The organism is Rheinheimera sp. A13L (genome assembly GCF_000217935.1).
Lineage (GTDB): Bacteria > Pseudomonadota > Gammaproteobacteria > Enterobacterales > Alteromonadaceae > Pararheinheimera.
Genome location: NZ_AFHI01000024.1, coordinates 31066 through 56048, shown reverse-complemented (window position 1 = coordinate 56048; position 24983 = coordinate 31066). Strand labels below are relative to the sequence as shown.

At 46.8% G+C, this 24983-nt stretch carries 23 protein-coding genes; 8 read left to right on the top strand and 15 right to left on the bottom strand.

Annotation, left to right across the window (positions count from 1 at the left end; translation table 11 throughout):
• Positions 1 to 360 precede the first annotated feature (360 nt).
• Together RHEIN_RS20485 and trmL are read right to left on the bottom strand one after the other, a co-directional pair.
• Complete coding sequence (locus RHEIN_RS20485; RefSeq protein WP_008899592.1) at positions 361 to 4245, bottom strand: EAL domain-containing protein; 3885 nt, start codon at positions 4243 to 4245, stop codon at positions 361 to 363.
• Between the two features lie 94 nt (positions 4246 to 4339).
• Positions 4340 to 4807: a tRNA (uridine(34)/cytosine(34)/5-carboxymethylaminomethyluridine(34)-2'-O)-methyltransferase TrmL gene (gene trmL / locus RHEIN_RS13800; RefSeq protein WP_008899591.1), complete on the bottom strand. Its 468-nt coding sequence runs from the start codon at positions 4805 to 4807 to the stop codon at positions 4340 to 4342.
• Positions 4808 to 4891: 84 nt separating this feature from the next.
• Here trmL and RHEIN_RS13795 point away from each other — a divergent pair, with 84 nt between their 5' ends.
• The gene (locus tag RHEIN_RS13795) at positions 4892 to 5806 is read left to right on the top strand and encodes a cation diffusion facilitator family transporter (RefSeq protein ID WP_040555220.1); all 915 of its coding nucleotides are present in this window, start codon (positions 4892 to 4894) and stop codon (positions 5804 to 5806) included.
• A gap of 6 nt (positions 5807 to 5812) precedes the next feature.
• Here RHEIN_RS13795 and RHEIN_RS13790 read toward each other — a convergent pair whose 3' ends face one another.
• The 3 genes from RHEIN_RS13790 to RHEIN_RS13780 are packed head-to-tail and all read right to left on the bottom strand — an operon-like array spanning position 5813 to position 8878.
• A complete protein-coding gene (locus tag RHEIN_RS13790; protein ID WP_008899589.1) occupies positions 5813 to 6811 on the bottom strand; it encodes an alpha/beta fold hydrolase in 999 nt (332 codons plus the stop codon).
• Positions 6804 to 8183: an ATP-binding protein gene (locus RHEIN_RS13785; protein WP_008899588.1), complete on the bottom strand. Its 1380-nt coding sequence runs from the start codon at positions 8181 to 8183 to the stop codon at positions 6804 to 6806. The genes RHEIN_RS13790 and RHEIN_RS13785 overlap by 8 nt, the downstream gene beginning before the upstream one ends.
• Positions 8183 to 8878 carry a response regulator transcription factor gene (locus RHEIN_RS13780; protein ID WP_040555218.1) on the bottom strand — a complete coding sequence of 232 codons (696 nt, stop codon included), beginning with the start codon at positions 8876 to 8878 and terminating at the stop codon, positions 8183 to 8185. Before RHEIN_RS13780 ends, RHEIN_RS13785 begins: the two co-directional genes overlap by 1 nt.
• 150 nt (positions 8879 to 9028) lie before the next feature.
• Between RHEIN_RS13780 and RHEIN_RS20480 the strand changes: the two genes are divergently transcribed.
• Complete coding sequence (locus RHEIN_RS20480; RefSeq protein ID WP_008899586.1) at positions 9029 to 9496, top strand: Spy/CpxP family protein refolding chaperone; 468 nt, start codon at positions 9029 to 9031, stop codon at positions 9494 to 9496.
• A gap of 154 nt (positions 9497 to 9650) precedes the next feature.
• On the top strand, positions 9651 to 10166 hold the full coding sequence (locus tag RHEIN_RS13770; RefSeq protein WP_008899585.1) for a hypothetical protein: 516 nt from the start codon (positions 9651 to 9653) through the stop codon (positions 10164 to 10166).
• On the opposite strand, the gene RHEIN_RS13765 is transcribed toward RHEIN_RS13770, so the two are convergent.
• The gene (locus RHEIN_RS13765; protein WP_008899584.1) at positions 10148 to 11041 is read right to left on the bottom strand and encodes a LysR family transcriptional regulator; all 894 of its coding nucleotides are present in this window, start codon (positions 11039 to 11041) and stop codon (positions 10148 to 10150) included. The two genes, RHEIN_RS13770 and RHEIN_RS13765, sit on opposite strands and share 19 nt — an antisense overlap.
• A gap of 97 nt (positions 11042 to 11138) precedes the next feature.
• Here RHEIN_RS13765 and RHEIN_RS13760 point away from each other — a divergent pair, with 97 nt between their 5' ends.
• Together RHEIN_RS13760 and RHEIN_RS13755 are read left to right on the top strand one after the other, a co-directional pair.
• Positions 11139 to 12356, top strand: coding sequence for a M24 family metallopeptidase (locus tag RHEIN_RS13760; protein WP_008899583.1), 1218 nt, complete (start codon positions 11139 to 11141; stop codon positions 12354 to 12356).
• A 138-nt stretch (positions 12357 to 12494) separates the two neighbouring features.
• A complete protein-coding gene (locus RHEIN_RS13755; RefSeq protein ID WP_237704368.1) occupies positions 12495 to 13190 on the top strand; it encodes a hypothetical protein in 696 nt (231 codons plus the stop codon).
• An 88-nt stretch (positions 13191 to 13278) separates the two neighbouring features.
• On the opposite strand, the gene glnG is transcribed toward RHEIN_RS13755, so the two are convergent.
• The 4 genes from glnG to glnA form a co-directional block, all read right to left on the bottom strand.
• Positions 13279 to 14688: a nitrogen regulation protein NR(I) gene (gene glnG, locus RHEIN_RS13750; protein WP_008899581.1), complete on the bottom strand. Its 1410-nt coding sequence runs from the start codon at positions 14686 to 14688 to the stop codon at positions 13279 to 13281.
• Positions 14676 to 15761 carry a nitrogen regulation protein NR(II) gene (gene glnL / locus RHEIN_RS13745; RefSeq protein WP_008899580.1) on the bottom strand — a complete coding sequence of 362 codons (1086 nt, stop codon included), beginning with the start codon at positions 15759 to 15761 and terminating at the stop codon, positions 14676 to 14678. The genes glnG and glnL overlap by 13 nt, the downstream gene beginning before the upstream one ends.
• A 79-nt stretch (positions 15762 to 15840) precedes the next feature.
• Positions 15841 to 16368, bottom strand: a complete 528-nt coding sequence (locus tag RHEIN_RS13740; RefSeq protein ID WP_008899579.1) for a DUF4124 domain-containing protein — start codon at positions 16366 to 16368, stop codon at positions 15841 to 15843.
• A 124-nt stretch (positions 16369 to 16492) separates the two neighbouring features.
• A complete protein-coding gene (gene glnA / locus RHEIN_RS13735) occupies positions 16493 to 17902 on the bottom strand; it encodes a glutamate--ammonia ligase (protein ID WP_008899578.1) in 1410 nt (469 codons plus the stop codon).
• Positions 17903 to 18354: 452 nt separating this feature from the next.
• Between glnA and typA the strand changes: the two genes are divergently transcribed.
• Positions 18355 to 20187 carry a translational GTPase TypA gene (typA, locus tag RHEIN_RS13730; RefSeq protein ID WP_008899577.1) on the top strand — a complete coding sequence of 611 codons (1833 nt, stop codon included), beginning with the start codon at positions 18355 to 18357 and terminating at the stop codon, positions 20185 to 20187.
• 297 nt (positions 20188 to 20484) lie between these two features.
• Complete coding sequence (locus RHEIN_RS13725) at positions 20485 to 21018, top strand: DUF3016 domain-containing protein (RefSeq protein ID WP_008899576.1); 534 nt, start codon at positions 20485 to 20487, stop codon at positions 21016 to 21018.
• On the opposite strand, the gene RHEIN_RS13720 is transcribed toward RHEIN_RS13725, so the two are convergent.
• Both RHEIN_RS13720 and RHEIN_RS13715 read right to left on the bottom strand, forming a co-directional pair.
• Complete coding sequence (locus RHEIN_RS13720) at positions 21005 to 21304, bottom strand: hypothetical protein (protein ID WP_008899575.1); 300 nt, start codon at positions 21302 to 21304, stop codon at positions 21005 to 21007. The two genes, RHEIN_RS13725 and RHEIN_RS13720, sit on opposite strands and share 14 nt — an antisense overlap.
• A gap of 83 nt (positions 21305 to 21387) precedes the next feature.
• On the bottom strand, positions 21388 to 21696 hold the full coding sequence (locus RHEIN_RS13715) for a prephenate dehydrogenase (RefSeq protein WP_008899574.1): 309 nt from the start codon (positions 21694 to 21696) through the stop codon (positions 21388 to 21390).
• Positions 21697 to 21860: 164 nt separating this feature from the next.
• Here RHEIN_RS13715 and RHEIN_RS13710 point away from each other — a divergent pair, with 164 nt between their 5' ends.
• A complete protein-coding gene (locus tag RHEIN_RS13710; RefSeq protein WP_008899573.1) occupies positions 21861 to 22256 on the top strand; it encodes a MerC domain-containing protein in 396 nt (131 codons plus the stop codon).
• Positions 22257 to 22271: 15 nt separating this feature from the next.
• Here RHEIN_RS13710 and RHEIN_RS13705 read toward each other — a convergent pair whose 3' ends face one another.
• The 3 genes from RHEIN_RS13705 to rsgA form a co-directional block, all read right to left on the bottom strand.
• Positions 22272 to 22955, bottom strand: a complete 684-nt coding sequence (locus tag RHEIN_RS13705) for a glycerophosphodiester phosphodiesterase (protein ID WP_008899572.1) — start codon at positions 22953 to 22955, stop codon at positions 22272 to 22274.
• Between the two features lie 82 nt (positions 22956 to 23037).
• The gene (asd, locus tag RHEIN_RS13700; RefSeq protein WP_008899571.1) at positions 23038 to 23904 is read right to left on the bottom strand and encodes an archaetidylserine decarboxylase; all 867 of its coding nucleotides are present in this window, start codon (positions 23902 to 23904) and stop codon (positions 23038 to 23040) included.
• Positions 23905 to 23918: 14 nt separating this feature from the next.
• Positions 23919 to 24962: a small ribosomal subunit biogenesis GTPase RsgA gene (gene rsgA / locus RHEIN_RS13695; RefSeq protein WP_008899570.1), complete on the bottom strand. Its 1044-nt coding sequence runs from the start codon at positions 24960 to 24962 to the stop codon at positions 23919 to 23921.
• Positions 24963 to 24983: the final 21 nt, after the last annotated feature.

Below are 24983 nucleotides of genomic sequence, written 5' to 3'. Positions count from 1 at the left end.
CCCCGTCGTCCTTGAAGCCACAGCTTTGTTGGCTGCGCTGCTCGCCCCAGTCACATAGGACTACTATGCTCCAGGGGTCTCAATCTCTTGCCGGCGCGCTGCAACTCCAATTACTTAGGCTAAAATCCCCGCCGTATTTGGCGCTGCAGCGTTCGGGCGGGGATAAACCCCGCCCCTACAATTTATTGAATTTAATTAGAGTTATTGTAGGGGCGACCTTTATGGTCGCCCGTAGTTTTTAATCAATTTTATTACCCGTCGTCGTATTTGGCGCCGCAGCGTTCGGGTGGGGATAAACCCGCCCCTACAATTTATTGAATTGGAATTTGAAACGGGCGGGGATGAACCCGGCCCCTGCAATTAGCTTTCTTTCTTCGGTTCTTTATCCAGCAGCAAAGCAATCTGTTCTGGTTGCACTGGTGGGCTGAATAAGTATCCCTGCACCACCTGGCATCCCATTACATGCAGCAAATAGGCCTGCATTTCAGTTTCCACACCTTCGGCCACTACTGCAATTTTCAGATAACTGGCCAGCCGGATTATAGTGGAGGTGATATTGCGATCCTGCTCTGAGCTATCCATGTCTTTAATAAAAGCCCGGTCAATTTTTAAGGTGTCGATAGGGAAACGCTTCAGGTAACCCAAAGATGAATAACCAGTGCCAAAATCGTCCAGCGCCAACGTAAAACCAAGGGCTTTCAGTTGATGCATCACCTCAAGGCAATGCTCTGCATCGCGCATCATGGCGGTTTCGGTAATTTCCAGTTCCAGTAAACTGGCGTCCAGTTGGTAATGCTGCAGTTCCTGCTGTAAAAAATCTAATAAGTCCGGTTGCTGCAGTTGTTGTACCGACAGGTTCACTGCGACACGACCCCGCATCCGGCCTTGTTGTTGCCATTGTCGGATCTGAGCACAGACCTGACTGAATACCAGCCGGTCCAGCTGAATAATAACGCCATTTTCTTCTGCTATAGGGATAAACATTGCAGGAGACACCATACCGCGACTTGGATTGTGCCAACGACATAAAGCTTCATAACCCACTATGGTATTGGTGCTGACATTGTATTTGGGTTGGTACACCACTTTAAATTCGCCCTGACTGATGCCCCGCCATAAGTCACTTTCCAATGCCAGATATTCAGGAGTGCGTTGCAGCATCTTGTCATTAAAGAACTGTGCGTTATTGCGACCCATTTGTTTGGCATGGTGTAGCGCTGTATCGGCGCTGCGCAACAAAATGTCTGACGAGCGGCCATCGTCTGGGTAAACCGCTATACCAATACTTGCGGTCAGGGTGATTTCCAAATCACCTAATAACAGCGGCTGCCTGATGTGCAACAACAATTGTAAACTCAGCCGGTTCAGTAACAGATCAAACTGTTCAACACTAAAATGGGAAGGGACCAGAACAGCAAATTCATCAACGCCTAGTTTTGCCAGAATATAGCCTGCTGGCAGTTGTTTTTGCAGGCGTTCAGCCACCATTTGCAGCAGCATATTGCCGCTGTCGTGGCCTAAGGAATCGTTTATTTTGGCAAAACGGTCCAGGTCAACCAGCAGCACAGCAAAGTGCGGAAAACGACTGCTGCAACTAAAAAATGCTCTGTCCAGATGTTCCAGAAACAAGGCACGGTTAGGCAGTTGGGTCAGAGGATCTCTGGTGCTGAGTTTACGTAGCTCACGTTCATTCAGCTTACGATTGGTCACATCCGAGAAGATCGCCAGATAAAGTTTGGGTTCCAGAGCACCTTTACCAGACAACAAAGTAATAGCTAACGACAAAGCAAAGCTGTCGCCATTGGCTTTTTTACTCCAGACTTCACCCCGCCAGAAGCTGAATTGTTGTAACTGCTGCACTATGGTTTTCAGCAGTTCAGTCTGATGTCCTTGTGCTGTGTAAAGCTGTAGGGTTTTACCTTCAATTTGAGCTGGCGCAAAGCCGGTGATCTGACAAAAGGCCTGGTTTACTTTTTCTATCCGCAATTGCTCATCGCCTAACCAGACTGCATCCTGCGTATTGTCGAACAGGGAGCTTATCATCAGTTGCTGTTCCATCGCCTGATGCAAACGATACTGGTGTTTTTTGTAACGCCATAACAACAAAGCCAACATCAGGACTGAAGCAAACAACATCAACCAGAGCCAGCTTTGTTGGATCCACCAGTAGCGGTTAAATTGCAGTTGGTAGTCACCCACCCGTTGCCAGCTCAAGCCATCCTGACTGGCTTCGATAGACAACAGATAGGCAGCACTGTTATCCAGCCACAATTTGAACTGGCGTTGAGGGTAGGTCAGCATCACTGGCTGGGCGTTATCCAGACTGTAACGGAAATAATTCCATTGCTTACCTGCAGTAGGGTAATGGCTTACACGAAACTGTAGCTGTGGGCCCCAACTGTCCAGCTGCAACAAATGGTCCTGCTGTTTTAATCGCTGTCCATTTTCTGCAATGAGTTCAAGACGCAAAGGATTTGCTATAAAGCTGCTTTTTTGTTGAGCCAGCGGCAGTTGGTAATGACCTATGGAGCTGTTGATATGCAGTTGCTGATCCACTACCTGAACCTGAAAGGGGTTCAGCTGTTCTGCCTGATTCAGTTGCCATTGCAGCAGAGACTTATCGGTCAGATCCAATAAACTCAGGCGTTGTCTGGACCAAAGCCAAACCTGCTGGTCCTGCTTTAGCATATGCTGTTGTTGCCAGGGCACCTGCCATTTGTTTTGCAGTACCAGCGTCAGCTTAGAATTGTTTTGCTGAGCTTCATAGTGGTAAAGCTGATCCGGCGTTAGCAGCCATAACTGTTGTTGCTCCGGCACTATATCCAGTATTTGCCTTGCATCCAGACAGGGAGAGGAGGCGCAGGGGCTGATGTCGTAAGTACGCAACTGTTGATCAGCCAGTTGGTATGAATACAACCTGTTGCTGCCAGAGAGCCAGAGTTGTCCGGACTGATAACGTACTAAAAACCAGCTGGCCTGGTCGGTCAGTAAAGTGGATCCAACCGAAGCCTGCTCCCATTGCCAAAGTCCCTGATGCGTCAGATACCAGAATTGCTCATCCGCCAGAGTCAGATCCAATACGGGCTCTTCTTCCACTGATACCCAGTTGGCTGTGCTGTCGTTATAACGCCAGATTTGCTGATCAACCCAAACAAAATACTGTTGCTGGTACCAGAATTTTTTCACCTGCTCCAAAGCAAAAGGAAAAACCAGTACTGGCTTGTTGTTTTGTTCTGGTGTTACCTGAGTTAATTGCTGTTGTTCCAGTTGCCAGCTTTGGCCTTTGTGATCCAAGACGACAGACTTACCTCTGGCTTGCACTTCTAAAGCAGAAGATTGCGCCAGAGCTAAGGCACCGCCCGGGTCGGCCAGCCAGATATTCTGGTGCCGGTCGGCAAACAGCTGAATCCAGGGTTGAGCCAACTGCTGTGTTTGCCAGCTTTGGCTGTCATGCTGATAGAGGTAAAGTTTTTGAGCCGATAACAGCCAGACCTGGCCTAATGGATCAACTTCAAAGGCTGTGGCGTAAAAGTGCTCTGGAGTTTTTACCAGTTGTAGCTGTTGTTCTTTTAACTGATAAAGTGTTTGATTTTGCGCCAGCAGCCATAGCTGTTGGTCCGGACCTAAAGCTAAATCGGTTTGCTGGGGTAAATTCACCGGATAATGTTGCCAGCTTTGATCGACTAAATCATAGCGGGCTAATTTTGCATCTTTGGACCATAACCATAAGTAGCCGCCATCACTGACGCCCTGAGCCCAGCCTGCTGCTGTACTGCTACCGCGCCACAATAACTGGGCATCAGTGGATTCAGCCGACCATTGCCAGATTTCCTGTTCTGTTAAGATCAGTGGGGTGGATCTACCGGATAAAAACAGCGCTTTAATTGGGGCTTTGCTTTGCCAAATCTGGCGAAACTCACCACTTTGTTGTTCAAATAACCAGAGCTGATCAACACTGGCAAGCCATAATTTATGCTGATCCAGCGTCAGCAATTGCACCAAAGCCTGAGTTTGTAATTCGGCAGGTAAAGTGTAAGATCGGTGATCATGACCATCAAAGCGGTGCAGTTGGGTACTGGTGCTCCACCATAACAGGCCTGATTTATCCTGAGTAAAAAGTTCTATGGCCAAATGCTGCGACTGACGCGAATGCACTATAGGTTGCACTTGCAAATAAGCTTGCAGACCAGCGCTGCTGCAAGCAAGCCAAAGCGCCAGACAAAATTTTAGGCAACGCAGCAGCATCTGAATCTATTCCCTGGATAATTTTTTATTAAAAATACTGATAAATCAGCAGGCTGAGTATCACTATAGCTCTAGGATTCAGAGCTTGGCAAACTCAGGCTCTGGCGCCTGCATAACCCAGCTGACGCCATGATTCATAAACAAATACCGAGACCGCATTGGACAGATTCATAGAACGGCTGTCTGGCGTCATTGGAATACGTAACCACTGCTCTTTTGGTAAAGTGGCCAGCAGATCCGCAGGTAAACCCCGGCTCTCAGGGCCAAATACTAAGGCATCTCCTAACTGGTACTGCGCATCACTATGATGATTGCTGCCTTTGGTGGTACAGGCAAAAACCCGTCCTGGCTGAACTTCCGCTAAAAAGGCTGCAAAGTTCGCATGACGTTTCACATCAGCAAATTCGTGGTAGTCCAGGCCAGCTCTTTTTATGCGTTTATCGTCCCAGGCAAAACCCAGCGGTTCAATTAAATGCAGGCGAAAGCCTGTATTGGCACAAAGGCGGATAATGTTGCCGGTATTTGGCGGGATTTCAGGTTCGTATAACACTATGTCCAGCATGATGATTTCCAGTATTTGAAGCCCGGTGAGTGTATCAAAATTGGCGTACAATGCCTATGGATGCAGATGATGAAAGAGGCCGGCATGAGCACCTTGAATACACAAAAGAACCAAAGCACAGATTATCGGCTCTGGGTTAAGCGTTCTGGTTATCTGACCCTGACCATCGCATTCACTATCTTAGTGCTGAAGTTGTGGGCTGTGATAGTCACGAATTCCAGTTCTGTGCTGGCGTCATTTACCGACGCATCACTGGATTTATTGGTGTCGGTATTAAATTTTTCAGTATTGAGTTACGCACTGCGTCCTGCGGATCAGAACCATAGTTTTGGTCATGGTAAAGCCGAAGCAGTGATGGCCTTGTTGCAGGCGGCTTTTTTAGCCGGAGCCGCTTTGCTGTTATTCACTCAAACGGTGAGCCGTTTTCATCAAACCGGTATGGTGCAGCAACTGGCTTTTGGTATGTGGATCACTGTGCTTTGTGCTGGCTTAACTTTAACTCTGGTGCTGATCCAGCGCTGGATTATCCGGCGTACCGGTTCTTTGGCGGTAAAAGCTGATTTATTGCATTACCGCAGTGATTTACTAATGAACCTGTTGGTGCTGGTAGCTTTGTTTTTGACCAGTCAGAGTTTTTTATGGGTAGATAATCTGGTGGCCACACTGATTTGTGGTTATTTACTCTACAGCGCTGCAGTGCTGGCTAAAGAAGCCTTGCAGCATTTATTGGATGAGCAACTGCCTGCTGAACAATTGCAGCGTATCAAAGACACAGTATTGGCCCAAACCGAAGTGCTGGCGGTCGAACAACTGAAAACCCGCCAGGCCGGGCCTGCGGTATTTATTCAACTGCGGCTGGTGTTGCAGGATGATTTATCTTTGCTGGCCGCTCACGCCATAGTGGATAGGGCCGAGCAACAACTGATGGCCTTGTATAAGCAGGCGGAAGTCATTATTCATGCCGAGCCTTATTCATACTCCGAATTGAAGCGAAAGTGATGATTATCAAAGTCCAAGCTGAAGAAAAAACCGATTTAGTTCTCTGAACAATGGGTTACGCAGTGCATCGCTTTCAAAAATAATTTCGTGCAAGGCGCCTTCAATTTTCACTAACTCACAGTACTGCTCCTGATGTTTGTCCTGATAGCTTTGATGCATCTGGTTATCCACCACAGGGTCTGCTGTGGCCTGAATAAGCAGCTGTGGTAAAGACAAAGCCGGCGCTTGCTGTAGTTCTTCAATTGCAAGCAGAGCCTGTGCCAGCCAGCGGCAGGATACTCCGCCTAATTGCAGTTCAGGCTGCTCAAGATAGAGTTGTCGAAACTGCTGATAACGTACCTGGCTGTGCGTCAGATGATTGCCGGTAAAAGGCTTGTCTTTATAGCGGGATTGACCCGGAAAATACCAGTTTTGCGTACTGCACAACCTGTTTAGTCTTGCCATCAGGCGGGCAAAAGGCTCAGCTATTGCTTTTGGTAAAGGATGGCTTCGAATACCAAACATAGGGGAGCAATACACAGCACCGATAAGCCCATGCTGTGCATACTGCTGCAGATAACGGCATAAAATGGCGCTGCCCATTGAATGAGCCAGTCCCAGCAGCGGTGCCTGTTGCTGCGGCAGTATATGGCACTGTAACCAGAGTGCAAAATCCTGCACATAATGCTGGAAGTCCGCCACGTCGCCTAAATGCCGATCCGGATTGAGTCTGTCAGACAAGCCCTGACCTCTGTGATCAATCAGATGCACAGTAAAACCGGCCTGATATAAATCAAAACAGAATTCCTGATACTTCTGGCTGGCTTCAATCCGTCCTGGTGACAGCACTATTTCAGCTCTGGGCTTTGGATGGCGAAAACTGCTGTAACAAAGCCGGGTTTGATCAAAACTTAAAAAAGACTGATGCTGGCCTTGTTGCCAGAATTGCTGCAAAACGGGCAATGCTGATGCCAGTTGCTCTTCGCTAAAACGGGCGGACAAAGGGGGAAAGCGGGATTCAGGCAAGGGGTCGTCCTTCGTTGCTCAAAGGTAACAAAATGCGGATCACTAAACCGCCGGTTTCAGGCACTGTAGCACTAATGCTGCCCTGATGTTGCCGTATGGCTGAAGCTGCAATAGCCAAACCAAGGCCTGTGCCATTCTGGTGTTCACGCACTGCGGACACCCGGTAAAAAGGTGCAAAAATTTGCGATAAGCTCTCTGCTGGCACGCCAGGCCCCTGATCCTGAATCAGTAATTCCAACTGGTGTTCGTGCTGTTTCAGTGTACATAAAATCAGGCTTTCTGCCGGACTGTATTTAATGGCGTTACGCAGCACGTTTTCAATGGCACGACCCAATAAACGTTGATCGGCATCCAGCCAGCACTCTTCAGGAGCATTCAGATGTACCTGCTGTTGTTTAGCATCGGCTTCGAGCTGATTCAGTTCAATAATGGCATAAAGTAACTCAGTTAAATCCAGTTGCTGTTTTTCCAATGGGTATTGACCTGCGTCCAGCCTACTGAAGGTTAACAATTCATCCAGCAGTTGATCCAGTAATTTCAGTTCCATTTCAATACGTTGTAACTGAGGATGATCCCCTTGTCGTTGTTGCAATGCCAGCGCCAGTTGCGATCGGGTCAGGGGGGATCGTAATTCATGCGACACATCCCGCAATAAACGCTGCTGGTTATGGATCAGGTTTTCTATCTGAGCGGCCATGGTATTAAAACCCCGGCCTAAATCACCCAGTTCATCTTTACGGGCGGCCAGAGCTGTGACCCTGTTGTCCAGCTCACCTTGGGCAAATTTTAAATGACTGCTGCTAAGCTCGCGCAAAGGTCGTGTGATGGACAAGGCCAGAATTAAGCTGGCAACGGCAGAAACGGCCAGCAGTAAGATCAGTAAAAAGCCTTCCGGCAGTGTATGCAGTTGCCACCAGGCTTGTTCAGGCCGTTGTTTTAGCTGAAATAAGGCGACATTTTTATCCGAAGCCACGATCACTAATGGCCCCATCACAAAAGTATTTTTATACACCAGCATACGAGGCCTGTTGAGTTGCGATAGCTCAGTCAGCCAGTTCGGGTCGAAGTTTTTTGGCAAGGCCTCTGGATTCAGCAACTGATTATTGTCTACATCGACCATCAGCCAGCGGCCTTTGTATTTGCGTTCCAAATCCTGTTGTAATCGGGTGAGATTGGCAATTGGCTGAAAATGTTCTTTCAGATGCCTGAATTGTTCTGCCACAGGGTGGGGTAAACGCCGTATTTCCGTTTGTTCAGGCCAGCCTCTGGCCAATAAAATAGCGCCAGCTACAGCCACAGACAAGACCAGCCAGAACCATAAAAATATGCGGCCAGCCAGATAATTTACCGGGTTACAGCGCGACCAGTTCATCAGTTCTCACCCTGAAGTAACAGATAACCTAAACCTCTTAAGGTCTGAATTTTTTCACCTTCATCATACTGAGCAATTTTTTTGCGGATATTGCTGATATGCATATCCAGACTGCGATCGTACAGCTGTAGTCTTTTCCCTAAAGCCAGTTGGCTTAAATCTTCTTTACTGACCACATCACCCGCATGGCGCATTAACAACTCAAGAATTTGATATTCGGTGGCTGTTAATACCAGTGGGTTATCCAACACAGAGATTTGGCGTTTGGCGCTATCGAGTTTCAGCTGATTCACCTGCAAAGAACTGGCTTGGGGTTGTTGCTGTTGTTGTACCAGCTCGACCCGGCGCAAAATAGCTTTAATGCGCGCCACCAGTTCTCTTGGGCTAAAAGGTTTTGCCAGATAATCATCAGCACCCAGCTCCAGACCCACCACCCGGTCTATTTCATCCCCCCGGGCTGTTAACATCAGCACAGGGCAATAGCTGTGCTGGCGCAATTGCTTCAGCACAGTTAAACCGTCCATACCGGGCAACATAATATCTAACAATACCAATTGAAAGGCGTTGGATTTGGCAAGTTCAAGACCTTCAGGCCCCTGATGCACAGCCGTAAACTGATAACCATCCAGCTGCAGGTATTCCGCCACCAGTTGGGTCAGAGCTACATCATCATCAATCATCAATATAGAAGTCATTTCAGCTCCGGGCTGTTTTTTTGCCAGTGTAAAAGACAAGGCCATCTTGTTGCAGTCCTTTACACAACCTTTACGTTGGCTTTGCGCTGCTTTGCATTCAGTGTCGTAAGCTATCACTGTCGCAATACAGCCCAAACGAGGAAAGACACTATGAAACATTCTACAGTGATTGCATTATTATTCAGTGGTTTAGTTGCCGCAACCAGCATAAGCAGCTTTGCAGGTCCAGAACGAGGTCATCAAGGCCATGGCCCGGCAGCAGGCTTCCATATGAAAGCCTTAAAAGGCCTGGATTTAACCGAAGCGCAAAAAACACAGATCAAAACTCTGATGGAACAACACCGGGCCACTATGCCAAAACGTGGTGAAGCAAAACCAGAAATGGAGCAGTTAAAAGCGCTGGTACAAGCTGATCATTTTGACGAAGCAGCGGTACGGGCTTTATTAGAGTCCAAACAAAAAGACAGACTGGATCACGAAGTGGCCCGTGCCAAATTACAGTTTGAGATCAATCAGGTACTGACGGTTGAACAAAAAGCTAAACAGGCAGAACGCCAACAGAAATGGCAGGAAAAAGCCAAAGCAAAGGCAGAAGCCAGAGCTGAAGCCAAGTCTTAATTTGTAGTCTTAGAAAACGGCAGTCTGCTTAACAGGCTGCCGTTTTTTTATGGAGGGGGAAAAGGCTTACTGATCAGACGCAAGATTGTTTTCTGCTTTCCTAAAACCCACGACACTGCTACCTTAGCGGCTTTTACAGTCTTGGGGTGAAGCGATGAAAAAAAGCCTGTCTTATCTGAACTGGAGTTTGCGGCGTTTAAAATGGAGCAGTCTGTTCAGTTTTTTGCTTGCAGCTGCCGCAGTAGCTGTCTTTGTCTGGTTTCCCAAATACACAGTGCAAAGTGATGGCTCCGATTTATTGCAGGTTCCCGCTGTTTTAAGTGGCATGAGCTGTGATGCAGGTGCAGATCGCAAAGGCATTATTTACTTAAAAAGCAGCTTGTCGACCGAATGGTTGCCGCTGCAGGACAGACAGGACTGCGACAATACCCAGCAGTTATATGGTTTTTTAAACAGAGAAAATCAGCTGATATTTTTTATTGAAAATAAAGTTGGCGACTTTTTAATCCATGGTATCCGCTCTGCGGCGACCAACAAAAAGCTGCTGTGGCCAGAGGACAACATTATTGTGATGCAAAAGTGGAATAGTCTGCCGCTGGTGCTGGCTTTTATGTTTTTAATCTGTGGTGTGATGTTCTGGCGGGCCTACGCTCAGCGCACTGAATTCTGAACGTCTTGTGGCTGCAATTGCTCTGTCAGCCATTGAATAAACTGCTCTACAGCAGTGGCTTGCACACTGTCGGCTTTGTAATGCAACTGATACTGGCCCCAGGGCAACTGGTAACTAAACTGACGCAAGGCAATCAACTGACCTGTAGCTACTGCAGGTCCGGCAATAAAATCATTCGACAATGCAAAGCCACTGCCACAACTGACGGCTTTAGTTGCCAATAACGCCAGATTGACATAACGCAACTGCAAAGCCGCAGGGCTGCGCAGTTGTTGATGCTGACACCATAACTGCCAGTCTTCTCCTGTTTCCGAACTGTACAGTGGGTAATCCAGTAGCTCTGCTGCTTCTGTGCCAGTTAATAACTGAAACTGGGCCGGTGCACAAACCGGGTACCAAAACTCAGTGCGCAATTGCCGGCTGACAAAACCGGCAGGGGCCGGCCAGGTGCCAAGGATCATATCGTATTGCTCGGCGTCGGCGTGGTGCGCCATAGAGGCCATATCCAATAAGGTGTCCAAATCAGGGTAACGCTGTTTAAATAATTCCAGCCGGGGTGCCAGCCATTCCACTGCAATAGAAGTTTGCGCCAGAATTTTTAACTGCACCGGAGGCTGATTTAATAAATGCTGAGTGACAGAGTTCAGCCGGACAAAACAATCCCGCACCACTGAATACAACATATCGCCAGACTGGGTCAGCTCTACACTTTTGTTTTGCCGCAGCAACAAAGGCTGGCCGATAAAATCTTCCAACTGCTTCACCTGATGACTAATAGCGCTTTGTGTGACAAATAGCTGCTCTGCTGCTTTGCTGAAGCTTTTTAGTCGGGCTGTGGCTTCAAAAGCCTGCAGTGCTTTTAGTGGAGGTAACATGGATGAGCTCAATTCATGGGTTGTTGAGTTTATATCATTTTAATTCATGCAATCACAGTCGCATACTCAACACATCAGTTTAAAAGCGGAGTGCATAATGAGTCAGATAGGTGGTCAAACCAAACAACAGGCGCTGGACAGCTTAAGCTCAATGACGGCGGGCCTGTTGCCTGTTGGGCTTGCGGAATACCAGTCCCGGATCAAAAAAGCGCAGCAACTGATGCGTCAGCACGGCATAGATGCTTTGTATCTGAATGCCGGCACTAATTTAAGTTATTTCACCGGCACAGTCTGGTATGCCAGCGAAAGGCTAGTGGGGGCCTTGCTATTTGCAGAAGGGCCGGCTGAAGGTGAACTCTTGTATATCAGCCCTGTGTTTGAAATTCCTACGCTCAGCGGTTTTCAGGTGGTGCAGGGTGAAGTGCGGGGCTGGCATGAAGATGAAAACCCGTATCAATTAATGCTCAATGCCCTGAAGCAATGTTGCAATAAGCCAAAGCCAGTGCTGGCTTTGGATGACAGCAGCGCATTTTTTATTTTCGAAGGCTTACGTCAGGTCAATCCGGAGCAACAAATCCTCAGTGGTAAGGTTATTACTCAGGGCTCTCGATCGCAAAAATCAGCGGCTGAACTGGCTATTATGCAGCGGGCTATGGATATGACTTTGGCAGTACATAAAGCCGTCGCCAGTATCTTGTATGAAGGCATCAGCACCTCTGAAGTGGAAGCCTTTATCAACGAAGCACACCGCAAAGTAGGGGCCAGTGGCTCGTATTTTTGTATTGTGTTGTTTGGACCGGATTCGGCGTATCCGCATGGCGTGAAAACACCAAAAAATCTTGAAAGCGGCGATATGGTGTTAATAGATACAGGTTGTCGTTTATTAGGTTATGTCTCTGATATCACCCGCAGTTATGTCTTTGGCACTCCTTCAGAACGTCAACGCGAAATCTGGGCAGTGGAAAAAGCCGCTCAGGCCGCCGCTTTTAATGCTGCAAAGCCTGGAATGGCTTGTGGTCTGGTGGATGTTGCTGCACGTGAAGTGATAGAAGCTTTTGGTTTAGGGCCGGATTATGCACTGCCCGGTTTACCGCACAGAACTGGCCATGGTATAGGCATGGATATTCATGAAGGGCCTTATCTGGTGCGCAATGAACAGACTTTACTGGCGCCAGGTATGTGTTTCAGTAACGAGCCTATGATCTGTGTGCCGGGTGAATTTGGCGTGCGGCTGGAGGATCATTTTTACATGACAGCTGCTGGCCCTCGCTGGTTTACAGAACCTGCAGTCAGTATTGAGCAGCCTTTTGCTTAATACTGCATAAACCAGCCGTGTCCGGCGGCTGGTTTTACCTTTGGTTGTATCCGGTAACTTTTGCCAACCTAACCATTACAAATGGTCACAGCCTCACTTTTTCTTGCCCTTAGACTCAAGGCAGCAAAAAGGAGATCGATGATGCAGCGTTTGGCTTTCGTAATGGTTTTTAGTGGGGTGTTCCTTTCAGGCTGTGATGTGGAGCTGATATCAGCTAAGGACAAAGCCTACAATTTTAATTTCAACTCAGGAGCTCAGGGCTGGACCGCTGGCTTTTCAGATTATCCTGCCGACAATGCAGCTATTTACCAGTTGGAGTCGGGGATCCGCACTTTGCCTGGTGAGACATCAGCTAATGGCTTTTACCTGTCTGGTATGAATCGCAGTGATGATTTGTTTATGTTTCTGAAAAACCAGTTTTCCGGGCTGGAACCTTCCACTAAATATTACGCCAGGGTTCGTCTGAGCTTTTTATCCAATGCCGGTGTTGATTGTGCCGGAGTAGGGGGCGCACCAGGTGAAAGCGTTTATCTGAAGTTTGGTTACGGCGACAAAGAACCCAAACAAGAGGGTTACTATTTAAACCTGGACAAGGGGCAGCAGTCACAGTCAGGCAGTCATGCCAAAGTGATAGGCAATGTTGCCGCCCAAGGTGCAGCCTGTGATGGTTCTGCATTCGCTGAAAAAACAGTCCAAACCACAACCAGTCAGCGCATTCCTTTATACAGTGATGGGCAAGGCAAAGTCTGGGTTTTTGTAGGTACAGACTCAGGGTTCGAAGGCTTAACCTCGTTGTATTACAAAAGCATCGAAATTGCGCTCGAACCCTTTTGAACGCAATTCAGTTTCCTGCCGGCCAGATGGAAAGATGTGCCATCTGGCTGGTTTTTTTTATGGCTGAGCAGGGGGAGAACAAAATCCCCTATTCCATGTTCAGTTCTTTTAACTTACGGGTCAGAGTATTTCGGCCCCAGCCCAAACGTTTAGCTGCATCTTGTTTATGACCATGGGTGTAATGTAATGCCTGTTGCAGCACTATTTTTTCAAATTCAGGCCCTGCTTCAGCCAGAATGTTTTCTTCACCGGCATTGAGTTTTTGACTGACCCAGGCCGCTAACGCATCTTGCCAGCTTTGTTGACCGCCAGTTGTGGAGCTTACTATGACTTTAGGTGCGCTGGTGAGTTCAGGCGGTAAGTCGGATAACAGCACTTGTTTGCCACTGGCCATCACTGTTAACCAACGACAGCTGTTTTCCAGTTGGCGCACGTTACCAGGCCAGTCGAGCTGAGCTATAAATTTTTCGGTCTCAGGCGCCAGATTTTTTGCTTCCACATTCAGCTCACGGGCTGCCTGCTGCAGGAAATGCTGCGCCAGTTTGGGAATATCCTGTTTGCGATCTTTCAGTGCAGGAATTTGAATGCGGATCACATTCAGGCGATGGAATAAGTCTTCGCGGAACTTGCCTTCAGCCACCAGTATTTCCAGATTCTGGTGAGTGGCCGCAATAATGCGTACATCCACGCTGATGCCCTGGTGACCACCGACCCGGTAAAACTGACCATCAGCCAGCACTCTTAACAAACGGGTTTGCACGTCCAGCGGCATATCACCTATTTCGTCGAGAAATAACGTGCCACCATCTGCTTGTTCAAAGCGACCTTTACGCAAGTTGGCAGCGCCGGTAAATGCGCCTTTTTCATGACCAAACAGCTCAGATTCTATTAAGTCTTTTGGAATAGCCGCCATATTTAACGCAATAAAAGGCTGTTCTGAACGTGGGCTGTGTTTATGCAGTGCATGAGCCACCAGTTCTTTGCCTGTACCGGACTGACCGTTGATCAGCACGCTGATACTGGAGCGTGATAAGCGGCCAATAGCACGAAATACTTCCTGCATAGCCGGAGCTTCACCGATAATTTCCGGCACTTCAGTCTGTACTACAGCCTGTTGTTTTGGCTGTTTCGCCTGACTGTGCGCCAAAGCACGCTGAATAAGCGATACAGCTTCATTAATATCAAAAGGTTTTGGCAGGTACTCAAAAGCGCCTTTTTTAAAGGCATTGACTGCACTGTCCAGATCCGAATGCGCTGTCATAATAATCACAGGCAATTCAGGGGAGAGTTCCTGCAACTTGGTTAACAGCGCCATACCATCAGTGCCTGGCATCCGAATGTCGGATACCACCACTGTAGGTTGTTCATACTGCAGACGTTGCAACATCAAATCGGCAGAAGCATAACTTTCGCAGGCAATATCTGCCCTGGCTAACGCCTTTTCCAATACCCAGCGGATCGAATTGTCATCATCAATAATCCAGACTACTTGCTGCATTCTTCTTCTCCAGAGTTATTGAGCGGTAAATACAAAGTAAAAGCGGTTTGCCCCGGCCAGCTTTCGCAATCAATCCAGCCACCATGTTGATGGATCAGGGTTTGAGCTATCGACAAGCCCAAACCTGTACCACCAGGTTTGCCTGTGACCATAGGGAAAAATAAGGTGTCTTTAATTTCAGGTGGAATACCAGGGCCGTTATCTATCACTTTGACGGCTGCGACTAAGCGGTGACGACGACCATGAATGGTATGCTGATTTAAAATCCGGGTTTGTAAGGTGATTTGGCCACCTTCAGTCAGCACCTGCTGAGCATTGCCAACTATGTTCAGTAAGGCTTGTTCTATCAATTCGGGGTCAAATGAAAAGTCCGGAATACTCGGATCGTAATCGCGCACAAACTGCACCTGAGTCGGGTTATCCATTTGAGCCAGTTGGCTGACTCTTTCCAGCACCTGATGCACGTTAGACGATTTTTTATTGGGCGCTTTATAAGGCCCCAGCAAGCGATCCACCAGATTACGCAACCGGTCAGCCTGAGCAATAATCAGCTGAGTGTATTCTTTTTGATCCTCATTCAGCGACTCTTCCAGCAACTGGGCCGCACCGCGCAAACCCCCTAAAGGGTTTTTAATTTCGTGGGCTAAACCGCGGATCAATTCACGGGCAGCTAAGTGCTGGTGCTGTTGTAAACTTTCCAGACTGATTTTGCGTTGCTGATCCACCTGACGTAGTTCCAGCATCAAAGCTAAATGGGGCTGTTCAATCAGATTAACTGTGACATCCAGCAGAATATGCCGCCCATCCAGTAAAACTGCCTGCACATCACTGATGCCAAAACCCTGCCGGTTTTGCAGTGCGGTTAAAAAGAAACTGGAGGTTAAATCTGTGTATTGAAACAAGGTAAAAAAATACTGCTGCGCCAGTCGTTTTTCGCCCACACCAAACATTGCCGAACTGGCGGTATTAAAATACTGCACCTGTAATTGGCTATCCAGCACCAAAATGGCGGTACTGAGCTGATCGGTAAAGTCGGTGGTGGAAAAGTCCATCGTCTTTTGTTGTTGGGTCACTGCGCTCACCTGTTGCACCAAAATGGTGCTTTGATTTCACAGTGTACTGTAAAATCAGACGGATCTCCGTCAAAACGCACTATTTTGGTGTAGCTATTGTAGTTTTACGTAAATAAAAGGTTGTGACAGGACTTTCTGCAATTAGCTTGCCGTTTTGATCAAGGGCTTGAAGTTGAAGTTGATGTTCCCCCCGTTCAACGCCAAGTAAACGGAAGTTGCTACTTTGTTGCAGCGGGCTGTGCTGACTGTTATCCAGCACTAAACGTAATTTGTGGTGGTCGGCAAGTTCCGGGCTGACGTCGCTTTGTACTACCACTTCACCCTGATTGGAAATCACTGTGTCTTCTGCAGCTGGTGTCAATATGGTCAACTGATACAGTGGCGCTTCCTCAGTTAAAGAGGCAAGAGGGTCTATTTGAGTGGCTTGTTGTGGCTGTTGGCTTTGCAGTGATACTTTCAGTTCTATTTTTTTAGCCCCTGCGCTGGCTTTGTCTGAATACAGCGGAACGCCATTTTCATCAACACTGACATAAACCTGCTGTGCAAACAGGCTGGTGCAAAATGCAGTGGTGCAGAGTAAAACAAAAAACAGGATCAGCTTGTTCATGTAAATCCGGATTAGGGGTGCAGCTGTATTCACTCTAATCTGTCCGGGCGGGGATCTCAAATTCCAGCCAAAGAAAAACCCGCGCAGGCGCGGGTTTTCATAAGTCTACAGAGTAATTCGTGGATTACACGCTGTAGTACAGTTCATATTCCAGTGGGTGAACTGCGATAGAAACACGTTTGGCTTCAGCACGTTTCAGTTCGATGTAGGCATCGATCATCGCGTCAGACATTACGCCGCCTTTAGTGTAGATAGCGCGGTTTGAATCTAAAGCATCCAGAGCTTCGTCTAAAGAACCACAAACCTGAGGGATCAGTGCTTCTTCTTCTGGTGGCAGGTCATACAAGTCTTTATCCATGGCATCGCCTGGGTGGATCTTGTTCTGAATACCATCTAAACCAGCCATTAACTGAGCGACGAAAGCTAAGTAAGGGTTAGCTGCCGGATCCGGGAAACGCACTTCGATACGACGTGCTTTCGCACTTGGTACCAATGGGATACGGATAGAAGCTGAACGGTTACGGGCTGAGTAAGCCAGCATCACAGGAGCTTCGAAATGTGGCACTAAACGCTTGTACGAGTTGGTAGAAGGGTTAGTGAAGGCATTGATTGATTTAGCATGTTTGATGATACCGCCGATGTAGTACAGCGCAGTTTCAGACAAGCCAGCATATTTATCACCAGCAAACAGGTTGACACCATCTTTTGCTAATGACTGGTGACAGTGCATACCTGAACCGTTATCGCCTACTAAAGGTTTTGGCATAAAGGTTACAGTTTTGCCGTACAGGTTAGCTACGTTGTGGATCACGTATTTCAGAACCTGAATTTCATCCGCTTTTTTAGTTAAGGTATTGAAACGAGTTGCGATTTCGTTCTGACCCGCAGTAGCCACTTCGTGGTGGTGAGCTTCAACTACCTGACCCATTTCTTCCAGCACCACACACATGGCGCTACGGATATCGTGGTGTTGATCTACTGGTGGTACCGGGAAGTAACCGCCTTTGATACCAGGACGGTGAGCTTTGTTACCGCCTTCGTATACTTTATCTGAGTTCCATGCAGCTTCTGCTGAATCGATAGCGAAGAAAGCAGTAGACATAGTGTTTTTGAAACGCACGTCATCAAACATGAACCATTCTGGCTCAGGTCCAAACAATACAGTGTCAGCAATACCGGTAGACTTCAGGTACTCTTCAGCACGTTTAGCGATAGAGCGAGGGCAACGCTCGTAACCTTGCATAGTGCTTGGTTCGATAACGTCACAGCTGATGTTTACTGTCGTTTCTTCTGAAAACGGGTCCAGTAACATGGTGTCGGCCTGAGGCATCAGGATCATGTCTGAGTCATTAATACCTTTCCAGCCGGCAATAGAAGAACCGTCGAACATTTTGCCGTCTTCAAAGAAATCTTCGTTGATCTGGCTGACTGGAATAGTCACGTGTTGTTCTTTACCTTTGGTATCTGTAAAGCGTAAATCAACGAATCTTACGTCGTTCTCTTTGATAAAACTCAGTACTGTAGATGCAGACATGCATTCCTCCGGTTTGTGCTGTTGACGGGTGCGATAAAGCACCTGTTTTTATAATGCTGGCTTAGGCCAAAGCTTTGCGCTTTGTAATGCCATTCTTATGCCAAAGATTTATGGTGTTGATTTGTAACGACTTTCAGTTGTGCTGCTCCGCAATGATTCATGCCTGTGCATTATATTGGTGCAATGTTGCTTCATTGTGATGCAAAAGCCCCAGCCTGGTGCTTTTTCAAATAAACACGCCTTAAAATAGCAAGTTTCATCCTGTTGTCATTGAAAAGCGTTGAAATTCATCGTTTAGTTACAGTGGAGTAAAAATAAGCCGCTGCAGATCACAGTTATTTTTTCTTTCTGCGTAAAAACAGAGTAGAATACGCGCCCTTGAATTCGAACAACTTTTAGTCAATGCCTAGTAGTCAAGATTATGGTCAGCTAGTGCCACAGAGGAAATATAAATGAGCGGAACCGCTTCAGCGATCGAAAAACTGCGTAATGTCGCCATTATCGCGCACGTTGACCATGGTAAAACAACTTTGGTAGACAAATTGCTGCAACAGTCAGGCACTTTTGATGCCCGCGCTAAGTTGCAGGAACGTGTAATGGACTCTAATGCCCAGGAATCCGAACGCGGTATAACAATATTGGCAAAAAATACCTCAGTACGCTGGAACGGTTACCACATCAACATTCTGGACACACCAGGCCACGCCGACTTCGGTGGTGAAGTTGAACGTGTATTGTCTATGGCTGACTCTGTATTGTTATTAGTTGACGCTGTTGAAGGCCCAATGCCACAAACACGTTTCGTAACTCAAAAAGCTTTTGCTCACGGTTTAAAGCCTATTGTTGTTGTCAATAAAATTGACCGTCCGGGTGCACGTCCGGATTGGGTTATCGACCAGGTATTCGACCTGTTCGACAACTTAGGCGCAACTGACGAGCAGTTAGATTTCCCTATCGTTTACGCCTCAGCCATCAATGGTTGGGCGACTCTGGATTACAACGAGCCAAAAACAGATATCAACGATTTGTTCGCAGCCATTGTTGAGCACGTAGCTCCACCAAAAGTTGAATTGAACGGTGATACCCAGATTCAGGTGTCTCAGCTGGATTACTCAAGCTACTTAGGCATTATCGGTATCGGTCGTATCAAGCGCGGTACTTTAAAGCCTAACCAGCAAGTCACAGTGATTGGTGCCGATGGCAATAAACGTAACGCTAAAGTAGGTCAGGTTTTTGGTTACTTAGGTCTGGAGCGTATTGAAGCCACTGAAGCCAACGCAGGTGATATTGTTGCCTTCACTGGTTTAGGCGAGCTGAAAATCTCTGATACCATTTGTGCTCCAAACAATCTGGATCCATTGCCAGCTCTGCAGGTAGATGAACCAACAGTGACTATGACCTTCCAGGTCAATACGTCTCCGTTCGCGGGTAAAGAAGGTAAATTTGTTACTTCACGTCAGATCTTAGATCGCTTAAATGCTGAACTGAAACACAACGTGGCTTTACGTGTTGAAGAAACTGAAGACGGTGACAAGTTCAAAGTATCAGGCCGTGGTGAATTGCACTTAGGCGTGTTAATTGAAAACATGCGTCGTGAAGGTTTTGAACTGGCTGTATCTCGTCCTGAAGTGATCATGAGAGTGGAAGACGGTGTAAAAACTGAACCAATGGAAAACGTGACCATTGACGTTGAAGAACAACACCAGGGTTCTATCATGGAAAAAATGGGTGAGCGTAAAGCTGACCTGACCAATATGCAACCAGATGGTAAAGGCCGTATTCGTATGGACTTCAACATGCCAAGCCGTGGTTTAATTGGTTTCCGTACTGAATTTATGACTCTGACTTCAGGTACTGGTCTGATGTACCACAGCTTCGACTGCTACGGCCCGTACAAAGGCGGTACTATAGGTCAGCGTATGAACGGTGTATTAATTTCTAACGCTACAGGTAAAGCTGCTGGTTACGCCATTTTCTCTCTGCAGGAACGTGGCCGTATGTTTATCAGCCATGCTGAAGAAGTGTATGAAGGTCAGGTCATTGGTATTCACAGCCGTAGCAACGACTTAACTGTAAACTGCTTAAAAGGTAAACAGTTAACCAACGTACGTGCTTCTGGTACTGACGAAGCCATTAACCTGGTTCCGCCAATCCGTTACGCTTTAGAACAAGCTCTGGAATTTATCGATGACGACGAACTGGTTGAAGTAACACCAGCTTCTATTCGTATCCGTAAACGCCACTTAACTGAAAACGACCGTAAACGTGCTGGCCGTGCTGGTTAATACGTTGTTTTAGTTAAATAAAAACCGCCTCCGGGCGGTTTTTTGTTATCAGTATCCTCTAAAAAAATACAGCTCATAAAAGTCAGCAAAAGCTGAACAAATCCAAGTGTCAGGCTTTGTCAGCAAGCTATTACATCTGAACACTTCTTGGCACAATTAATCACTTCAGACAAAGGAACGGACTAAGCTATAGTGATGTCAGTAGAGTAAGAGATCCTGGATCATTTATTCAGAGTAACCAGCCACAGACTTTGTTGAACCAATAGTGTGGCAGGTGCAAAAAAGAAGAGGTGTGTTATGCGTTTTATGAAATCAGGTGTAGTGATACTTTCCCTACTTGCGATCAGTGCTGCGATGGCAGGTGAAGTCAAAGTGGAATACAAAGACTACAAAAAATTTACCGATATGAAACCAGCCAACGAAGCCCGTGGTGCTTTTGAAAAAAGAACTATGGCCAGCTTCGACAAAATATTTGCAGACTTAGCCAAAGAATTACCAGAAGGTTATAGCTGGAATGTGGTAGTGACAGATATAGATTTGGCGGGTGATGTGAATCATATGTTTACTCAGACAGGTCAACAGATCCGCGTGATCAAAGACATCTTTATCCCGCGTATTAATTTCAGTTACAGCCTGCTTGACCAAAACAAAGTGGTGGTCGCTGAAGAAAAAGATCTGAAGTTAAAAGATATGGGCTTTATGAGCAGAAGCAGCGTGAGCAGATCTGACCGTGCTTTTGAATACGAAAAGGTGATGCTGGAGCGTTGGTTTAAAGACACTATGACTCCTGCCGTTGCTTCACATCAGCAAAAAACGGCTAAATCAGATTAGCGATTTCTCTGTAAATGGCAACGGCCTCCTCCCGGCTTAACTGACCACTGGAGGCTGCTTTTCCTATAGTGCTTGTCACCCGAATTGAATCCTGCCGGGTTTCTTCTTTCTGGGGTTGCTCTTGTGGCAAGCTGGAAAAAGCCTGTTGAAATTTGTTTTGCTGTACTGCGGGCTCAAGCTCCTTTGCGAGCGAAGCTGCGGGATTTGCACGAGCCTGATTACCTGACAAGGCTAATTGTCTGGCTTCCAGTTTGATGCTGTCTAATGAAGTCGTTAAAGTGGCCATAGCGTACTCCTTCTCCTCTGTTAGAGTAGTGCAACGGCCTTTTTGCGTTAGAATAGTTTCTTATAAGCAGGTCAAAAAATGAGCTATTTTGTAATGGCCTGACGAAACTCAGCTAAGGTCTTGTGTAATAACTGAATTTGTTTGACCACCCGCTGCAAAGTTGCGGTATTAAATTGCTGAGTCTGACGCATAGCGGCAACTTGTTCAGCCGCTTCGCTTAAATAAGGCATAAATCTGTCGCTGCTGACCTGAAAACTTTTGTCATCAACAAAAATGCGTTGATATTTACCATGACCCTGCTGTTGCACTTCATCCAGTAGAGCGTCTGCATCCAAAGCTTTGCGGTACAACTCTTTTAAGTTCTGATCCAATTGATCCAATAATTGATCCACGACTTTGCCTCCAAAAAATTTTCCGCATTATGCCATAGCAGAGGCCAGAAACCGATTCAGTCAGCCAGCTTTTCTCTGCAGCTAGGAAAAGAATAGGACAGGCGGTTTGTTTTTCTTTTGATTTGTTATATTATCTCACTCCTTCAAAAACGGAGTGTCAATTCGTGTTAAGTCAGGTTCGTAGTACATTGGATAAAGTAGGCATAGCTATCACATCTTTGTGTGCTATCCATTGCATTATGCTGCCTGTGTTATTGCCCGTGTTGCCACTGTTGGGCTTAAGCGCCTGGCATAATCATGCCTTTGAGCAGATTATCCTGTTGATCACTATGGCCTTGGGTTTTATTACCTTGTTTGCTGGTTTCCACCGTTACCATAAAAAGATTTACCCTTTTTATTCGTTGTTTTTAGGTGGCTTTATCTATTGGCAAAAAGACATCTTTGGCCATGACTATGAACATTACATTCTGATTGTCGGTGCATCTTTTGTGGTGCTGGCGCACATACTCAATATTCGTTTGTGTAATCAGTGTCATAGCTGTGATAGCCACAAAGGCTGATCTTCTGTTGAACTGCTACCAGCTTCTGGCTTGCTGCGGATAATTACAAAAAATCCCATCTACTCCTAACTGCTGCATTTTTGCGGCAGTGACAGCATCGTTGACTGTGTAAACCAGTACTTTTAAGCCACGTTGATGTGCATCCGCAACCATCTGTTGATCAATAAAATCTTTATCACAATTCACTGACCAGGCGCCCAGTTCTGATGCAAAGGCGGCATAATCCAGCGGTAATGAAGCTGTTAAAGCGCCGGTTTTTAAATCTGGCCTCTGTGTTTTAATGTATTTTAGCAGAGGATGATTAAAAGAAGAAATAAGCAGTTTATCCGGCTCTGTGCCTAGTTCAGTTTCAGCTTTTTCGATCAGTTGTAATAACGCTTCTGCAGTATCGGCGCCTTTGAGTTCAATATTCAGCAGCGTTTGATTGTTCACCAGTTGCAGCACTTGCCATAAAGTAGGCACCTGCTGGCCTGAACCTGCGTCCAGTTGCTGCAGTTGCTTTAAGGTGAAATCCGACAAAAAACCTGTACCGTTGGTGGTGCGGCTGACATTCTGGTCATGGATCACCACCAGAGTATTTTCGACACAAAATACATCAATTTCAATGCCATCGGCCTTTGCCAGTAAAGCCTGTTCTATCGCCAGCAAGGTATTTTCCGGATAGGATCCGCTGGCACCACGGTGGGCAATAATCTGCATTTGTATTCTCCGTAACCTGAAGCAACACACAAATCAAAAGTTCAGATTAAAAAAAAGCAGAGCCAGGCTCTGCTTGATGTATTTAATCTTTCGAGACTATATCGGCAAAGGGCTCGCCCATTCGGGTGACCGCTGTTGGATATTGTTTGTCAGTAAATTCAATCTGACCAGCCTGGAACGCCAGGATCACTGTGGAACCCAGTTTAAAGCGGCCCATTTCTGCGCCTTTTTCTAAAGTAACAGCTTGTGGCCCTGTGGCAGGGTAAGTCCAGCGGAACACGTCTTTACCAGCAGGTGGCGTCACTGTACCAGCCCAGACAGTTTCTATGCTGGCCACTATAGTTGCGCCCACTAACACCAGCGCCATAGGGCCCAATTCAGTATCAAAAATCGCTACTACACGCTCATTACGGGCAAATAAATCCGGCACGTTTTCTGCGGTTAAAGGGTTCACTGAAAACAAGTCACCAGGCACATAAATCATTTCACGTAAGGTGCCGGTGATTGGCATATGAATACGGTGATAGTCTTTGGGCGCTAAATAAATAGTGGCAAACTTACCGCCAGCATAAGGCGCTGCCGTAGCCGCATCGCCGCCTAATAATGCCTGCAATGAATAGTTGTGGTTCTTCGCCTGAATCAACTTGCCGTCGACAATATCACCCAACTGACTGATAGCGCCATCAACCGGCTGACAAACGATATCAGCGTCGGTATTGATTGGGCGTATACCTTCTTTTAATGGACGGGTAAAAAATTCATTAAAGCTGGCGTAGTCAGAAGCCTTTTCAAATTGGGCTTCGGCCATATTAATTTTATAGGCCTTGATAAACAGGCTGATCAGTGCATGGCTGATAAAACCTAAATGCGCCGCCGCCAAATAGCCAACAAGACGGGACAACAAATGCTTTGGCATTGCATATTGCAATGCGATTTTGACTTTATCCATGGTGGATTTAAACCTCAGGGTTGAAAATAATTCGGTTTATCCTGCGCCATACTGAGCAGGATTTTATGATAACTGGCAAAACGTTCCGGGTGAACTTCACCAATACTGACCGCATGTTGCAGTGCACAGCCCGGGTCATTCAAATGTTTACAGTCACGGAATTTACAGCGGCCCAGCCAGTCTTTAAATTCCGGAAAACCCAAAACAATCTGGTCTGGTTCTAAATGCCACAGCGCGAATTCGCGGATACCGGGCGAATCTATTAAATCGCCGCCATCCGGTAAATGATACAAACGTGCTGTGGTGGTGGTGTGTTGGCCTAAACCTGAGTTTTCTGATACTTCGCGGGTTTCTACACCCAAATCAGGCAGCAGGTTATTCACTAAAGAGGACTTACCTACACCAGACTGACCGACAAAAATACTGACGCCTTGCTTCAGGTAAGAATCCAGCTGAGCTGTACCTTCACCGGTTTTAGCACTCAGTAATAAAAACTCGTAACCAATGTTCTGATAAATCGCCAGTTGCTGATCGACTTCAGCGCGCTGCTCTTCGGTTAATAAATCAATTTTATTCAGCAGTAACAACGGCTTGATATGCATGGCTTCGGCGGCTATCAAGTAACGGTCGACAATATTCAGTGAAAAAGCTGGCAAAACGGCTGAGACAATAATCATTAAATCTATATTGGCCGCTACAGGTTTTAAACCATCATAAAAATCCGGGCGCAGTAAAACAGACTCACGTTCTGCTACGGCCTCCACCACACCCTCTGGGCCACCGCCCGGTACTTTAGTTCGGCAGAATACGACTTTGTCGCCTGTGACTAAGGAGTTGATAGTGCGACGGATATTGCAGCGGAAAATCTGGCCTGAGCTATCTTCAATATCGGCATGTTGACCAAAACGACTGATCACTAAGCCATGTTCAGCTTCAGCCAATAAGTCTGAATCCAGCTCTTTTTTGTTGGTTTTATTCTGAGCCCGGGCTAAACGACGATCCTGATTGGCGGCTATACGTTGATGCTGGCGTTGATTAAGATGCTTTTTTTTGGTCACTGTGGCCTTGTGCCTTTACTG

Bases quoted from the DNA above. Each gene is read 5' to 3' on its own strand.
- RHEIN_RS13725 (WP_008899576.1), top strand. From the start codon at position 20,485: ATGCGTTTTATGAAATCAGGTGTAGTGATACTTTCCCTACTTGCGATC.
- typA (WP_008899577.1), top strand. From the start codon at position 18,355: ATGAGCGGAACCGCTTCAGCGATCGAAAAACTGCGTAATGTCGCCATT.
- RHEIN_RS13785 (WP_008899588.1), bottom strand. From the start codon at position 8,183: ATGAACTGGTCGCGCTGTAACCCGGTAAATTATCTGGCTGGCCGCATA.
- RHEIN_RS13760 (WP_008899583.1), top strand. From the start codon at position 11,139: ATGAGTCAGATAGGTGGTCAAACCAAACAACAGGCGCTGGACAGCTTA.
- RHEIN_RS13755 (WP_237704368.1), top strand. From the start codon at position 12,495: ATGATGCAGCGTTTGGCTTTCGTAATGGTTTTTAGTGGGGTGTTCCTT.
- RHEIN_RS13740 (WP_008899579.1), bottom strand. From the start codon at position 16,368: ATGAACAAGCTGATCCTGTTTTTTGTTTTACTCTGCACCACTGCATTT.
- asd (WP_008899571.1), bottom strand. From the start codon at position 23,904: ATGGATAAAGTCAAAATCGCATTGCAATATGCAATGCCAAAGCATTTG.
- trmL (WP_008899591.1), bottom strand. From the start codon at position 4,807: ATGCTGGACATAGTGTTATACGAACCTGAAATCCCGCCAAATACCGGC.
- RHEIN_RS13765 (WP_008899584.1), bottom strand. From the start codon at position 11,041: ATGTTACCTCCACTAAAAGCACTGCAGGCTTTTGAAGCCACAGCCCGA.
- RHEIN_RS13720 (WP_008899575.1), bottom strand. From the start codon at position 21,304: ATGGCCACTTTAACGACTTCATTAGACAGCATCAAACTGGAAGCCAGA.
- glnA (WP_008899578.1), bottom strand. From the start codon at position 17,902: ATGTCTGCATCTACAGTACTGAGTTTTATCAAAGAGAACGACGTAAGA.
- RHEIN_RS13780 (WP_040555218.1), bottom strand. From the start codon at position 8,878: ATGACTTCTATATTGATGATTGATGATGATGTAGCTCTGACCCAACTG.
- RHEIN_RS13795 (WP_040555220.1), top strand. From the start codon at position 4,892: ATGAGCACCTTGAATACACAAAAGAACCAAAGCACAGATTATCGGCTC.
- glnG (WP_008899581.1), bottom strand. From the start codon at position 14,688: ATGCAGCAAGTAGTCTGGATTATTGATGATGACAATTCGATCCGCTGG.
- RHEIN_RS20480 (WP_008899586.1), top strand. From the start codon at position 9,029: ATGAAACATTCTACAGTGATTGCATTATTATTCAGTGGTTTAGTTGCC.
- RHEIN_RS13770 (WP_008899585.1), top strand. From the start codon at position 9,651: ATGAAAAAAAGCCTGTCTTATCTGAACTGGAGTTTGCGGCGTTTAAAA.
- RHEIN_RS13705 (WP_008899572.1), bottom strand. From the start codon at position 22,955: ATGCAGATTATTGCCCACCGTGGTGCCAGCGGATCCTATCCGGAAAAT.
- RHEIN_RS20485 (WP_008899592.1), bottom strand. From the start codon at position 4,245: ATGCTGCTGCGTTGCCTAAAATTTTGTCTGGCGCTTTGGCTTGCTTGC.